This is a genomic window from Pantoea allii (genome assembly GCF_046529425.1).
Taxonomy (GTDB): Bacteria; Pseudomonadota; Gammaproteobacteria; order Enterobacterales; family Enterobacteriaceae; genus Pantoea; species Pantoea allii.
In genome coordinates this window covers 3253041-3266970 of sequence record NZ_CP125958.1, presented here as the reverse complement: position 1 = coordinate 3266970, position 13930 = coordinate 3253041, and the positions used below count along the sequence as shown (strand labels likewise).

Below are 13930 nucleotides of genomic sequence, written 5' to 3'. Positions count from 1 at the left end.
GCTGCCCGCCGTCTTTCTTCTGCAGGAACCCTATTCATGAGTAAAGATTTTAAACTGAACTCCGCTTTCAAGCCTTCTGGCGATCAGCCGGAAGCGATTCGTCGTCTGGAAGCCGGACTGGAAGATGGACTGGCGCACCAGACGTTATTAGGCGTCACCGGATCGGGTAAAACCTTTACCGTCGCTAACGTAATCGCCGATCTCAATCGGCCCACCATGGTATTAGCGCCCAACAAAACCCTGGCGGCGCAGCTGTATGGTGAGATGAAAGAGTTCTTTCCGGACAACGCCGTGGAGTTTTTTGTCTCTTACTACGATTACTACCAACCTGAAGCCTATGTGCCGAGTTCCGACACCTTTATCGAAAAGGATGCCTCGGTTAACGAACACATTGAGCAAATGCGTCTTTCCGCCACAAAAGCCTTGCTGGAGCGGCGCGATGTTATCGTCGTCGCATCGGTGTCGGCGATTTATGGCCTGGGCGATCCCGATCTTTATTTGAAAATGATGCTGCACTTAACGCGCGGTATGATTATCGATCAACGCAGCATCCTGCGCCGCCTGTCAGAGCTGCAGTACACCCGCAACGATCAGGCGTTCCAGCGCGGGACCTTCCGGGTGCGCGGCGAGGTTATCGATGTGTTCCCTGCGGAATCTGACGACATTGCGCTACGGATCGAATTATTTGATGAAGAGGTGGAGCGCCTGTCATTGTTTGACCCGCTCACCGGCCAGGTTGAGTCAGTGGTGCCGCGCTTTACGATCTATCCCAAGACGCACTATGTCACACCGCGTGAGCGCATTTTACAGGCCATGGAAGACATCAAAGTCGAGCTGGCCGACCGGCGTAAAAACCTGCTGGAAAATAACAAACTGCTGGAAGAGCAGCGTATCACCCAGCGTACCCAGTTTGATCTGGAGATGATGGGGGAGCTGGGCTACTGCTCCGGCATCGAAAACTACTCGCGTTACCTTTCGGGCCGTGGGCCTGGAGAAGCGCCGCCGACCCTGTTTGACTATCTCCCGGCAGATGGCCTGCTGGTGGTGGATGAGTCCCACGTGACGATTCCGCAAATTGGCGGCATGTATCGTGGTGACCGGGCGCGTAAAGAGACATTGGTGGAATACGGTTTCCGTCTGCCCTCGGCGCTGGATAACCGCCCAATGAAGTTTGAAGAGTTCGAGGCACTGGCACCGCAAACGATTTATGTATCGGCAACGCCAGGCAAATACGAGCTGGAAAAATCCGGCGACGAGGTGATTGACCAGGTGGTGCGTCCGACCGGCCTGCTGGACCCGATCCTCGAAGTGCGGCCCGTCGCGACCCAGGTTGACGATCTGCTGTCAGAGATCCGCAAACGCGTCACCGTCAATGAACGTGTACTGGTTACCGTCCTGACCAAACGCATGGCGGAAGACCTGACCGAGTACCTGGAAGAGCACGGCGAAAAAGTGCGCTATCTGCACTCGGATATTGATACCGTGGAACGTATGGAAATCATCCGTGACCTGCGTCTGGGTAAATTTGACGTATTGGTGGGGATTAACCTGTTGCGAGAAGGGCTGGATATGCCCGAAGTGTCGCTGGTGGCGATTCTGGATGCGGACAAAGAGGGCTTCCTGCGTTCGGAACGCTCGCTGATTCAGACCATTGGTCGTGCGGCGCGTAACATCAACGGTAAAGCGATTCTCTACGGCGATAAAATCACGCCTTCAATGGCGAGGGCGATTGAAGAAACCGATCGCCGCCGTGAAAAGCAGCAGCGCCACAATGAAGAAAACGGCATTGTGCCGCAGGGCCTGAATAAGAAAATCACCGATATCCTGGAGCTGGGCAATAACGTGGTGAAAACCCGCGGCAAAGCCAAACCCAGCAAACGCGGTGCGGCCGAAAGCAATGCCGATTACCTGGCGTTATCGCCGCAGGCATTGCAGAAAAAGATTCACGAGCTGGAAGGGCAGATGCAGCAACATGCGCAAAACCTGGAGTTCGAACAGGCGGCTGGCCTGCGCGATCAACTGCAAGAATTGCGCACGTTATTTATTGCGGTGTCGTAATTCAGTTAAACCCCTGAATAGCGTGTTCCAGCGCGGCGCGGAGCAGCTGGCGGTCGTGACGATATTTGATATCGGCCGCCTCCAGCGGTTCACGAATAATCAGGCGGTTTTCCACCCGGCTGACATCCGTGGACGGGCCAACCACGATGGCGTCAATCACCCGCTTGCCAATGTAGTGTTCCATCATCGCCAGTTTATCGGCCACGGTAAGTGTGGCCGCCGCAGGACTCAACTCCCGGCCCAGATTGCCGATAAACACCATATTGGCGGGGGTGCGCCGTAACGCCTGGGCCATCTCTTTCATGAGCAGAATGGGCATCAGGCTGGTGTAAAAACTGCCAGGCCCAATCAGGATCAGATCGGCCTCTGCAACGGCGTCGAGCGCTTCCCGGGTGGGGTGTACGGCAGGGTGCAGCATCAGTTCCTGAGGCGGAAGTTTCATCTCGTCGATGGCGGTTTCACCGTAAACGGCATTGCCCTCGACATCGGTTGCCACTAAATCAACCGGCTGTTCAGACATAGGAATTAAAAAGGCGTCGACCTTTAGCAGGTTTCGGATGATGTTAACCACTTCCAGCGGGCGTACGCTAAGGTGATCCAGCGCTTTGAGTATCAGGTTGCCCAGGTTGTGTCCGGCCAGTTCACCGTTGCCGGTAAAGCGGTATTCGAACATGGCAGATGCCACGCTCGGCTCGGTAATCAACTGGTTAATACAGTTACGCAAGTCGCCCCAGGCAATACCGCCTTCGGCGCGACGAATGCGGCCTGTGGAGCCGCCGTTATCGGTGGTGGTGACAATGCCTGTCAGGCGTGAACCCAGGGGAGACAGGGCAGACATCACGCGTCCTAATCCGTGTCCGCCCCCTAAGGCCACCACGCGATCAAGGTCCGCCAGTGTTCGATTCATACTTCTCCTTTTTCGCGTCTGCGGCGCTTATGCGCACTATTGATGCAGACGAGGGTGATTTACGTCAATGCTTACCGGCCATGTTAACTTATCCTGTGGGCGAAATACGGTGAAAGTTAACGTTACTGGAGCACAGAGAGTAAAAGCCGTGGATGGCGCATAATCACTAATCGCGCTACCATCTGTAGACCGCGTTGACCAGCCGGTTAACGTACACTCAAGCCTGAATGCCTACGTCTGCGGATAGGGGATTCAGGCCGTAGCCTTCGCGCTGCCAGGGTGCAGGAAGAAATGACTGCATCTCCCGAACTGGAAAGGTGTTCTGGTGTCACAATTTACTGATGCATTTTCGCGCAAATTTTACTATTTGCGCCTGTCGGTCACGGATGTCTGCAACTTCCGTTGTACCTATTGCCTGCCGGATGGCTACCAGCCAAACGGTATCCGCAATAAAAGCTTTCTCTCGCTGGATGAAATTCGTCGGGTCACCCGCGCCTTTGCGGCGGCGGGCACAGAAAAAGTACGCCTGACCGGTGGCGAACCTTCCCTGCGCCGCGACTTTACCGACATCATTGCGGCGGTCAGGGAAAACGCGGCGATTCGTCACATCGCGGTCACCACCAACGGTTACCGGCTGGCGCGTGACGTTAAGCAATGGCGCGATGCCGGACTTACCGCCCTTAACGTCAGCGTAGACAGCCTTGACGCACGCCAGTTTCACGCCATTACCGGCCAGGATAAATTCCATCAGGTGATGGCGGGCATTGACGCGGCGTTTGAGGCTGGGTTCAGCCAGGTCAAAGTCAATAGCGTGCTGATGCGCGATGTGAACAGCCATAATCTGACGACCTTTCTTGACTGGATTCGTACCCGTCCCATTCAGCTGCGTTTTATTGAGCTGATGGAAACCGGTGACGGCGGTGCGCTGTTTCGCGAGCAGCATGTGTCCGGCGAGGTGATCCGCGATAAGCTGATCGCGCAGGGCTGGCAGCGCCGCATCAGCGGTCGCAGCGATGGCCCGGCCCAGGTGTTTTATCACCCCGATTACGTGGGTGAAATCGGGCTGATCATGCCGTATTCCAAAGATTTTTGCGCCAGCTGTAACCGCCTGCGGGTTTCCGCGCAGGGCAATCTGCACCTCTGCCTGTTTGGTGACGGCGGGATTCCGTTACGGGATCTGCTCGCGTCAGACGATCAGCAGCAGGAACTGCAGGCGCGTATTGCCAGCAGTCTGGGACAGAAGAAACAGACGCATTTCCTGTTACAGGGGAATACCGGTATTACACAGAATCTTTCTTATATTGGCGGTTAATTGCAGGAGCAAATATGGGTAAACCAGCCAGCGCGTTTCAACCGTTACAGCTTGCTACGTTAACGGTTTCAGACAGCCGCGATGCCAGCAACGATACATCCGGTGATTATCTGCGTGAAGCCGCGATCGAAGCTGGACACAGCGTTATCGACCACGCCATCGTCCCAGACAATCTCTACCGTATCCGGGCCATTGTGTCACGCTGGATCGCCAGTGAAGACGTGCAGGTGGTGATCGTTAACGGCGGAACCGGTTTTAACCTGAAAAACAGCACACCCGACGCGCTGCTTCCCCTGTTCGATCGGGAAATCGAAGGCTTTGGCGAGCTGTTTCGCATGATTTCCTATGAAGAGATTGGCGGATCGACCTTACAGTCCCGCGCGGTCGCCGGCCTGGCAAACCAGACGTTGATTTTTGCTGTTCCCGGCTCGACGTCGGCCTGCACCAGTGCCTGGGAGCGCATCATCGCCGATCAACTGGATGCCCGTACGCGTCCCTGCAACTTTGTCACCCATTTAAAGAAACGTTAAGCATGTCACAACTCACACACATTAACGCCGCCGGTGAAGCCCATATGGTGGATGTATCCGCTAAAAATGACACCGTACGCGAAGCCCAGGCTGAAGTGCTGGTGCTGATGAAGCCAGAAACGTTACAGATGATCATCGAGGGCAGTCACCACAAAGGGGATGTGTTCGCGACGGCGCGCATCGCGGGCATTCAGGCAGCAAAACGCACCTGGGAGCTGATCCCGCTTTGCCATCCGCTGATGCTGAGCAAAGTGGAAATCGCACTGGTGGCGGAACCGGAATCGAACCGGGTGCGCATTACGTCCCTGTGTCGGCTCAGCGGGAAAACCGGCGTGGAAATGGAAGCCCTGACTGCGGCTTCCGTTGCGGCACTGACAATCTATGACATGTGCAAGGCCGTACAAAAAGACATCGTGATCGATCAACTGCGTTTGCTGCATAAAAGCGGCGGCAAAAGCGGCGATTTTCAGGCGGTTGCCCATGATTAAGGTGCTTTTTTTTGCTCAGGTGCGGGAACTGGTGGGAACCGATTCGCTCACCCTGGCTGCGGAGTACCCCAACGTGGCTGCGCTGCGCGCGGCGCTGGCGCAGAAGGGCGATCGCTGGGCGCTGGCACTGGACAGTGAACGTTTACTCGCCGCCGTTAACCAGACGCTGACCGCGATGACTCATCCCTTGCAGGACGGGGATGAAGTGGCCTTTTTCCCACCGGTCACCGGAGGATAAATGGAAACGCAAATTCGGGTGGGCCCGGCTGCTTTTGATATGGCCCAGGAGTACCAGTGGCTGGCGGCATGTAAAGAAGACGGCGCCGTGGTGACCTTTACCGGCAAAGTGCGCAACCATAATTTGGGTGATGATGTCGCCGCCCTGACGCTGGAACATTATCCCGGCATGACGGAAAAGGCACTCAAGGACATCGTCGATGAGGCACGCCAGCGCTGGCCGCTGCAGCGCGTTTCAGTGATTCACCGCATCGGTGAACTCTTCCCCGGCGATGAAATTGTGTTTGTCGGCGTCACCGGTGCACACCGCGGCAGTGCATTTGCCGCCGCGGAGTTCATTATGGATTACCTGAAAACCCGCGCGCCGTTCTGGAAACGTGAAACCACCGGACAGGGCGATCGCTGGGTCGATGCGCGCAACAGCGACCGCGAGGCCGCTCAGCGCTGGGATTAAGGCGTTGAAAGCTGTTCTGCGGGGGCAAACTGGGTCTTGCCATGTGCGTGTTCGCCTCCGCCCTTGCCACGTTGCAACTGAATGACGTCACCGTCCTGCCAGGCGTTGGCACCGGGAACCACCGGGTGCGCGTCAATATCGGCCCGTTCAGCACGAATTTTGTGACTGTCGAGAGCAAAACGGCGATCGCGATCGGCCAGAAAGCGCGAGTCCATTTGCCCATCGGCGGTAAAGCCCATCATCAACGCTGGAATCCCCAGCGGCAACTGTTTGTCACGGTCGGTGTGCCAGGTATGCCACGTTTTACCGTAGGTGTTGACGATGCGCGTCATCAGCGCATGTTCCGCGGCGGCAGGCAGGCCGGGTGCGACCAGCGAACCGGATTTCACCTCGTACTGATGGCTGTGCCACAGCTTCTTTTCCTCGTTGGGCAAGGTCCGGTACAGCCGTTCGCTGATGATATATTCCACGCCCATCAGGCGCGCATCGCGCGTGTTGCCGTCATAAATAACCGCCTGCATAACGTCATCATTTAAGACCGTGACATAGTGATGCGCTTCCATCTGACCGTTTTTGTCGCCGTTATAGAAGTGAAAACCATCCAGATAGGCATTGATCGCGTCAATCGGCGGTCGTGATTGCAGCAGGGCGGCACCGCTGTCCAGCGCTTTCAGGCCAGGAGAGGTTGGGGCGCCAGGCGAACGGACCTGCGCGGGCGTTGTGTTACCGCCGCAACCGGCCAGTAACAGGCTGAGTAGGGTAACTGCCCAGAGTTTTGACATAAAGCATCCCTTTTTCGCTAATTTCGCTAAAAGAGATAACCTTAGTTCAGATAATCAAACCTGCCCTGCGAAGCGGGGCAGTGTTAAGCTAGGTTTTTTCCCCCTCAGAGGACAGGTATGTCATTCACTTCATTACCAAAACGTCTGACGCTGCTCGCCATACTGATCCTGGCGGGCTGTAGCAGTAAAAAAACGCCGGAAGCGCCTGCAACGCAGCCTGAGGATGTGAAAGCACAGATTCAGCGCCTGCTGCCTGCCAACGTCAGCAACAAATCAGGCTGGGCTGATGATATCTATACCTCGTTCCGTACCCAGGGGCTTGAGGCCAGCGACAGCAACCTGTGCGCGGTTATTGCCGTCGCGGGGCAGGAGTCAGGTTTTGATGCCAGTGGGAATGTACCCGGGATGTCAAAAATTGCCTGGGATGAGATTGACCGTCGGGCGGCTAACGTCCATGTTCCGGCGTTTTTAGTGCGCACCGCGCTGTTAATTAAGTCCACCAACGGCGAAAGCTATGCCGCGCGGCTGGATAAAGCGAAAAGTGAAAAAGATCTGAGCGATATTTTCGACGATTTTATTGAGATGGTGCCCATGGGGCAAACGCTGTTTGGCAACCTCAATCCTGTGCACACTGGCGGGCCGATGCAGGTCAGCATTGCCTTTGCTGAGGCACATGCCAAAGGCTATCCGTGGCCGGTAGAGGGATCGATACGACGTGAAGTGTTCACCCGGCATGGCGGGGTTTACTTCGGCACGATGCACCTGCTGGGCTATCCCGCCGATTACAGCAAGCCGCTTTACCGTTTCGCGGACTATAATGCGGGCTGGTTCGCCAGCCGCAATGCCGCTTTCCAGGCGGCGGTGTCCCGCGCCACAGGCATGAAACTGGCGCTGGATGGCGATCTGATTCAGTATGGCTCCGACAACGCGGGATCGACGGAACTGGCGGTGCGTACCCTGGCGAAGCGCCTCGATATGAGCAACAGCGAAATTCGCGACGATCTTGAGCTGGGCGAAAAGGCCGAATTCAGCGACAGCGACGTGTGGAAGCAGGTCTTTGCGCTGGCGGATAAAATGGCCGGACGGCGATTGCCGCGTGAAATATTGCCGGGAATCAAGCTTGAAAGTCCCAAAATCACCCGCAATTTAACCACGGCGTGGTTTGCACAGCGCGTCGACAGCCGGTATCAGCAGTGCATGTCACGTCGATAAGCACGGCGTTGTGGCGCAGTTGAACAGAGCTGTGCCACACTTAACCAGGCTCCCCTGTCAGGGGAATAACCCATTCGTTTAACAAGAGGTGCATCATGGACCGATATCCACAGAATGATTCAATAGTTCAGCCTGCATCTCGCGGGTTGCAGGCTTACATGGCACAGGTTTATGGCTGGATGACCTGCGGATTATTACTTACCGCGTTCGTTTCCTGGTTTGCCGCCCGCACGCCAGCGGTCATGGAGCTGGTTTTTGCAAACCGGATAACCTTTTTCGGCTTGATCATTGTGCAACTGGCACTGGTGTTCTTCCTCTCCGGCATGGTGCATCGCCTGAGCGGTGCCGTGGCGACCGGGTTGTTCATGCTTTACTCGGCGCTGACCGGGTTAACCATGGCCAGTATCTTCCTGGTGTATACCTATTCGTCTATCGCCAGTACGTTCTTTGTGACGGCGGGGATGTTTGGTGCCATGAGTTTTTACGGCTACACCACGAAACGCGATCTGAGTCGCCTGGGCAGCCTGCTGTTTATGGCGCTGATTGGTATCCTGCTGGCATCACTGGTGAACTTCTGGCTGAAAAGCCCGGCGTTAATGTGGGCGATTACTTACATCGGCGTGGTGGTGTTTGTGGGGCTGACGGCGTATGACACGCAGAAACTGAAAAACATTGGTGAGCAGATTGACGCGCGCGACACGGAAAACCTGCGTCGCTACTCGATCATGGGCGCGCTGACGCTCTATCTTGATTTCATCAACCTGTTCCTGATGCTGCTGCGTATTTTCGGTAACCGCCGTTAATAAAACAGGCTGCTCTGGTTTGCCAGAGCAGCCGCTCCTCGGTTATGACTTCTGCAGTTTCTGCTCGTTTTTATGGCGCATATGTTTCGCGCGGCTCTCCAGTCCCAGATACAGCACCAGTGCCAGCAGCAGGGGCAAAATAAAATAGAGCACCCGGTAGGCCAGCAGGGCCGCAATAATCGTACCGTGAGAGAGATCTTCGCCGCTCAACAGCGCTAAAAACACCGCTTCAAGCACGCCAATCCCCGCCGGAATATGAATAATCACCCCCGCAATGCTGCTGATCAACAGAACGCCCAGCACCATCGGATAGCCGACATCCTGGCCCAGCAGCAGCCAGATAATGGTGCCCATCACCATCCAGTTGGCACAGGAAACGGCAAACTGAAACAGCGCCATGCGCAATGAAGGCAGTTGCAGCGTCTGGCCTTTGACCGTCCAGCGGCGACGTTTGGAAAAGGCACAGGACCAGAGATAGAACGCCACCAGCACCAGCAGGACAACCCCAATCAGTCGCAACGTGGTTTCGCCAATAAACCAGCCGCTGGGAATGGAAACCATGCCAGCGCTGAATACCACGCCCGCCAGCAGGATATAGCCCAGCCAGTTGGTGGCGATGCTGAGTGAGAAAATGCGCGTAATAGTGCCGCTGTCCAGGCCAAGGCGCGAATAGAGCCGGTAACGCATCGCCACACCGCCAACCCAGGTACTGAGCGTCAGGTTAAAGGCATAGCAAATAAACGACACCAACATCACCTGACGCTTTGCCAGTTTATGGCCGCAGTAGGCCCGGCCAATCAGGTCGTAACAGCCATAAACAAGGTAACTGACAATGACCAGGGCGGCCGCGGTCAGCACCACGTAGCGGTTATAGTTAACGATGACGTCATAAACGTCACCCCAGTTCACCTTACCTGCATAGATGACCAGCAGCACAATGACGGCAACAAAGAACAGGCCGGTAAGAATCTTTTTCGCCAGCTTCCAGCGCGGATGCGTATTTGCCATCAGGATTTCGCTCCTTCGTTATTGGTTTCGACGCGGTCTTGCGTCTCCATTTCAGGCTGAACAGGCGGATCGATCTGGGCCAGCTTAGGGGTATGTGCAGGTAGCCATCCGGCGATAGCAGGGAAGTGCCGCAGGAAGTGGAACACGACCACGCTTTTGGTCAGTTGCCACCAGGTGCGCGGCGGCAGTTTGTCCTCCTGAACACGCTGACAGTCTTCTGCCAGTAAATGCTCAAGATTGTCGCGTAATGTCTCGTTAAAGTGGCGATCGTGAATGATCAGGTTGGCTTCGAGGTTCAGCGACAAACTTAAGGGATCAAGGTTACTGGAACCCACTGTCGCCCACTGCTGATCTTTCACGGCCACTTTACCGTGCAGGGGCCGACGGCAATATTCGTAGACTTCAACGCCCGCATCCACCAGATAGTTATAGAGCAGTTCTGCGCCCACTTTAACGATCGGCATATCCGGTTCGCCCTGCACAATTAAACGGACCCGAACCCCGCGCTGCGCGGCATTGCGCATTTCCCGTAGCAACCGGTAGCCGGGGAAAAAGTAAGCATTAGCAATGATCACATCCTGTTTGGCACTGCGCAGCATGTCCAGGTAGTGCTGTTCGATATCGTCCCGGTGCTCGTTATTGTCGCGATAAACGAACAGCACCTGCGCGTCACCGGGCAGGGCATTTTTCGCCGGGCGATGTGAGCGCTGTCCCCACCAGCGGCGCGTAGTGGCTTCACTGCCAATCGCTTCTTGCAGGTAGCGGGTAATATCGGCCACCACCGGGCCTTTCACCTCCACGGTGTAGTCTTGTTTCGCTTCAGGACCGTAATCCGTGTTGTGCTCGGCAGAGAAATTGATACCACCGACAAACGCGATAACCCCATCAACCACCACGGTTTTTCGATGCAGGCGGCGGAAGACATTGGTGCGCATGCCCATCACCAGCGGACGCGGATCGTAATAGATAAAGCGGACACCTGCCCGGGTGAGGCTGTTCACAAAGTCGTCTGACAACTCGGAAGACCCGTAGCCATCCACCATCATTTCAACCTTTACGCCGCGCTCTGCTGCCGCCAGCAGTTCACGGTGCAAGGCATTGCCCACATCATCTTCAAACAGGATAAAGGTTTCCAGCAGCACGCTGCGTTCGGCGCGCTGAATGGCGCCAAACACCCGAGGAAAAAACGTATCGCCATTTTCCAGCAAGCGCAGTTTGTTGCCTTCATGCCATTCAAAATTCATAGATGGATCTCCACCGCCAGCGGCGCGTGATCGGAAAGGTGTGACCAGGGTTTACGCGGCAGCGCCCAGGGATGACTCACCGTGGCGTTGCGGACGTAAATACGATCCAGTCGCAGAAGGGGGAAACGTGCCGGAAAGGTGCGCGCCGGTCGGCCATTTTTGAGGCTAAACACCTCTTTCAGTCCCGCCCCTTTTTGCAATATTTTATTGGCCCGGCCTTGCCAGTCGTTGAAATCGCCGGCCACCACAACCGGAGCATCGGGCGGCAGCGCCTTGACCATCTCGTTCAGCATCGCCATTTGGGCGCGACGGTGGGCCGCTTTCAGGCCGAGATGGACACAGATGACGTGCAGCGTACCGTAAGGCTCGGGAAGTGCGATTTTGCAGTGCAACATGCCACGGTTTTCACTCCCGGCAACGGAGACATCGCGGTTCTCATAGTCGGCAATGGGAAAGCGCGACAGCACGGCGTTGCCGTGGTGTCCTTCCGGATAAACGGCGTTGCGGCCATAGGCGAAATCGTTCCACATGGTGTCAGCCAGAAACTCATAATGTGAGGTGTTGGGCCAGTTTTCATGTTGCAGTGGGTGGATATCATGTGTTCCCATCACCTCCTGTAACAAGACGATATCTGCCGATGTTGCACGTACCGCGTCGCGCAATTCAGGCAAGATGAAGCGTCGGTTAAACGGGGCAAAACCTTTGTGGGTATTGATCGTCAGGACTTTAATTGAAAATCCTTGCTTAATTTGTGGCATACTCGCGACGCGCTCCTTTTCATCTTCGTTAACGACAAAGTGTAGTCTTTGTCACAAATGGAGGGTGAAGAAGAGGAATAATTAAGGCGTTATCTGAAATTTGCTTTACATTGAGGAAACCGTCCCTGGCCGGATTCGGTTGCATTTGAGCAACTCGCCAGGTCTGCAGGAGAAAAATATGAAATTGTCTAATCGCTTTCAAATTATTACCGGTCAAACCTGGGCCCACATCGCTATGCACGTGTTGGTGATTGCCGCGCTGGTATGGGGCTGGAAACATAAAGCACTGGTCGAAGTGTGCAGTACCCTGGTGGTGACGTATGCAGGGGTGTTTATCGCCATGCTGATCACGCAGCGTAGTGCCCGTTTACGCACCCTCGGTGATTACCTGGAAGAGGCGACCACCACCTACTATTTTGGCGCCGCCATGATGATGCTGTTCCTGGTCTCGCGCATCTTCCACAACAACCTGCTGTTAGCCAGCCTTGGCATGGTTATGCTGCTGGGCCCGGCGCTGGTTTCTCTGCTGGTGAAAGAGCCCGCACGACGTATTGAGAAAAAACGCAGCTAAGTTAGCCGCCCAATGAAAAGCCACCGCAAGGTGGCTTTCTTGTTTTAGGGGTTATGTAATCAATTGTGAGCTATCTCGCACAGAGACGTTAAAGCTGTTACACTCCGCCGCTTATGCATCGTAGTTTGCACCCTTTTCACGCGTCAGCGTCAGCTGGCGTCACTATCCCTCTGAAAACTACACCGTGAAACACGGTCAGAGTGGACCGGAGTAATACTCGTCATGTCTTTTGACTCTCTCGGCCTGAGTGCCGATATTTTGCGTGCGGTTGCTGAGCAAGGCTACAGCGAACCCACTCCTATCCAGCGCCAGGCTATTCCTGTGGTGCTGTCCGGTCGCGATCTGCTGGCAAGCGCGCAGACCGGCACCGGCAAAACGGCCGGTTTTACGCTGCCTTTATTGCAGAAGCTGTCGGCAAATGCGGGCGCGGTGCGTGGACGCCGTCCTGTGCGTGCCCTGATCCTGACGCCAACCCGCGAACTGGCCGCCCAGGTCGGTGAAAACGTGGTTGAATACAGTAAGTATTTACCGCTTCGTTCACTGGTGGTTTTCGGTGGGGTAAGCATTAACCCGCAGATGATGAAGCTGCGCGGCGGGGTCGATATTCTGGTGGCAACGCCAGGCCGTTTGTTGGACCTGGTCCATCAGAACGCGGTTGACCTCTCCCAGGTCGAAGTGCTGGTACTGGATGAAGCCGATCGCATGCTCGACATGGGCTTTATCCATGACATTCGTCGCCTGCTGGCAAAACTGCCTGCCAAACGTCAGAACCTGCTGTTCTCGGCGACGTTCTCAGATGAGATTAAAACCCTGGCAGAAAAACTGCTGCATAACCCAGAGCAGGTGGAAGTGGCGCGCCGCAACACCGCCTCTGAGCAGGTTTCTCAGCAGGTGCATTTTGTTGATAAGAAACGCAAACGGGAATTGCTGTCGCAGCTGATCGGCGAAGGTAACTGGCAGCAGGTACTGGTGTTTACCCGAACCAAGCATGGTGCTAACCACCTTGCCGAGCAGTTGGGTAAAGACGGCATTACCGCAGCGGCGATTCACGGTAACAAAAGCCAGGGAGCACGTACGCGCGCACTGGCCGATTTTAAATCCGGTTCGATTCGCGTACTGGTTGCTACCGATATTGCGGCCCGTGGCCTGGATATCGAAGAGCTGCCACACGTCGTGAACTACGAGCTCCCCAACGTGGCTGAAGACTATGTGCACCGTATTGGTCGTACCGGTCGTGCCGCGGCTACTGGCGTCGCATTGTCACTGGTGTGCGTGGATGAACACAAGCTGCTGCGTGATATCGAGCGTCTGCTTAAGCGTGAGATTCCGCGTCTGGCCGTGCCTGGCTATGAGCCCGATCCGAGCATCAAAGCTGAGCCTATTGTGAATGGCCGTCAGTCGCAGCAACCCCGTGGTCGTAGCCAGGGTGGACAGGGTGCGGGTGGTGCGCGTTCACAAGGGGATAAACGTTCCCAGCCGCGTCGTCAGGGACCGGCAGCGAGCCAGTCTGATAAGCCTGCTGCTCGCCCACGTCGCCCTGCGCCTAAGCGTAGCGGAAACGCCTGA

At 55.7% G+C, this 13930-nt stretch carries 15 protein-coding genes and 1 riboswitch; of the genes, 10 read left to right on the top strand and 5 right to left on the bottom strand.

Translation table 11 applies throughout. The features are described 5' to 3' along the window. The first annotated feature begins 36 nt into the window (after window positions 1-36). A complete protein-coding gene (gene uvrB / locus QNH99_RS15440; protein ID WP_096012154.1) occupies window positions 37-2058 on the top strand; it encodes an excinuclease ABC subunit UvrB in 2022 nt (673 codons plus the stop codon). 1 nt (window position 2059) lies between these two features. Here uvrB and QNH99_RS15435 read toward each other — a convergent pair whose 3' ends face one another. Continuing rightward, window positions 2060-2965 carry a gluconeogenesis factor YvcK family protein gene (locus tag QNH99_RS15435; RefSeq protein WP_283355914.1) on the bottom strand — a complete coding sequence of 302 codons (906 nt, stop codon included), beginning with the start codon at window positions 2963-2965 and terminating at the stop codon, window positions 2060-2062. 202 nt (window positions 2966-3167) lie between these two features. After that, window positions 3168-3301: riboswitch (molybdenum cofactor riboswitch) on the top strand. Here QNH99_RS15435 and moaA point away from each other — a divergent pair. The 5 genes from moaA (at window position 3288) to moaE (ending at window position 5986) form a co-directional block, all read left to right on the top strand. Then, a complete protein-coding gene (gene moaA, locus QNH99_RS15430; protein ID WP_164484295.1) occupies window positions 3288-4277 on the top strand; it encodes a GTP 3',8-cyclase MoaA in 990 nt (329 codons plus the stop codon). It overlaps the preceding riboswitch by 14 nt. Before the next feature lie 14 nt (window positions 4278-4291). Next, a complete protein-coding gene (gene moaB / locus QNH99_RS15425) occupies window positions 4292-4807 on the top strand; it encodes a molybdenum cofactor biosynthesis protein B (RefSeq protein ID WP_096012155.1) in 516 nt (171 codons plus the stop codon). Between the two features lie 2 nt (window positions 4808-4809). After that, complete coding sequence (gene moaC / locus QNH99_RS15420; RefSeq protein WP_063878835.1) at window positions 4810-5295, top strand: cyclic pyranopterin monophosphate synthase MoaC; 486 nt, start codon at window positions 4810-4812, stop codon at window positions 5293-5295. Beyond that, window positions 5288-5533: a molybdopterin synthase sulfur carrier subunit gene (gene moaD, locus QNH99_RS15415; RefSeq protein ID WP_410515566.1), complete on the top strand. Its 246-nt coding sequence runs from the start codon at window positions 5288-5290 to the stop codon at window positions 5531-5533. Before moaC ends, moaD begins: the two co-directional genes overlap by 8 nt. After that, the gene (moaE, locus tag QNH99_RS15410; protein WP_410515565.1) at window positions 5534-5986 is read left to right on the top strand and encodes a molybdopterin synthase catalytic subunit MoaE; all 453 of its coding nucleotides are present in this window, start codon (window positions 5534-5536) and stop codon (window positions 5984-5986) included. It abuts the gene before it with no gap. On the opposite strand, the gene QNH99_RS15405 is transcribed toward moaE, so the two are convergent. Next, window positions 5983-6768, bottom strand: coding sequence for an OBAP family protein (locus QNH99_RS15405; RefSeq protein WP_410516887.1), 786 nt, complete (start codon window positions 6766-6768; stop codon window positions 5983-5985). The genes moaE and QNH99_RS15405 overlap by 4 nt on opposite strands. A 117-nt stretch (window positions 6769-6885) precedes the next feature. Between QNH99_RS15405 and QNH99_RS15400 the strand changes: the two genes are divergently transcribed. Together QNH99_RS15400 and QNH99_RS15395 are read left to right on the top strand one after the other, a co-directional pair. Then, window positions 6886-7980, top strand: a complete 1095-nt coding sequence (locus tag QNH99_RS15400; RefSeq protein ID WP_063878839.1) for a DUF1615 domain-containing protein — start codon at window positions 6886-6888, stop codon at window positions 7978-7980. A gap of 95 nt (window positions 7981-8075) precedes the next feature. Then, window positions 8076-8783 carry a Bax inhibitor-1/YccA family protein gene (locus QNH99_RS15395; protein ID WP_014593230.1) on the top strand — a complete coding sequence of 236 codons (708 nt, stop codon included), beginning with the start codon at window positions 8076-8078 and terminating at the stop codon, window positions 8781-8783. Window positions 8784-8825: 42 nt separating this feature from the next. Here QNH99_RS15395 and QNH99_RS15390 read toward each other — a convergent pair whose 3' ends face one another. The 3 genes from QNH99_RS15390 to QNH99_RS15380 are packed head-to-tail and all read right to left on the bottom strand — an operon-like array spanning window position 8826 to window position 11793. Next, window positions 8826-9791 (bottom strand): lysylphosphatidylglycerol synthase domain-containing protein, encoded by a 966-nt coding sequence (locus tag QNH99_RS15390; protein WP_410516886.1) that lies wholly within the window; start codon window positions 9789-9791, stop codon window positions 8826-8828. After that, window positions 9791-11035: a cardiolipin synthase ClsB gene (gene clsB, locus QNH99_RS15385; RefSeq protein ID WP_410516885.1), complete on the bottom strand. Its 1245-nt coding sequence runs from the start codon at window positions 11033-11035 to the stop codon at window positions 9791-9793. Before clsB ends, QNH99_RS15390 begins: the two co-directional genes overlap by 1 nt. After that, window positions 11032-11793 carry an endonuclease/exonuclease/phosphatase family protein gene (locus QNH99_RS15380; RefSeq protein WP_063878842.1) on the bottom strand — a complete coding sequence of 254 codons (762 nt, stop codon included), beginning with the start codon at window positions 11791-11793 and terminating at the stop codon, window positions 11032-11034. The genes clsB and QNH99_RS15380 overlap by 4 nt, the downstream gene beginning before the upstream one ends. A gap of 178 nt (window positions 11794-11971) precedes the next feature. On the opposite strand from QNH99_RS15380, the gene QNH99_RS15375 reads away from it, so the two are divergent. Together QNH99_RS15375 and rhlE are read left to right on the top strand one after the other, a co-directional pair. Then, window positions 11972-12364, top strand: coding sequence for a YbhQ family protein (locus tag QNH99_RS15375; RefSeq protein WP_063878843.1), 393 nt, complete (start codon window positions 11972-11974; stop codon window positions 12362-12364). A 222-nt stretch (window positions 12365-12586) separates the two neighbouring features. Further along, window positions 12587-13930, top strand: coding sequence for an ATP-dependent RNA helicase RhlE (gene rhlE / locus QNH99_RS15370; protein ID WP_410516884.1), 1344 nt, complete (start codon window positions 12587-12589; stop codon window positions 13928-13930).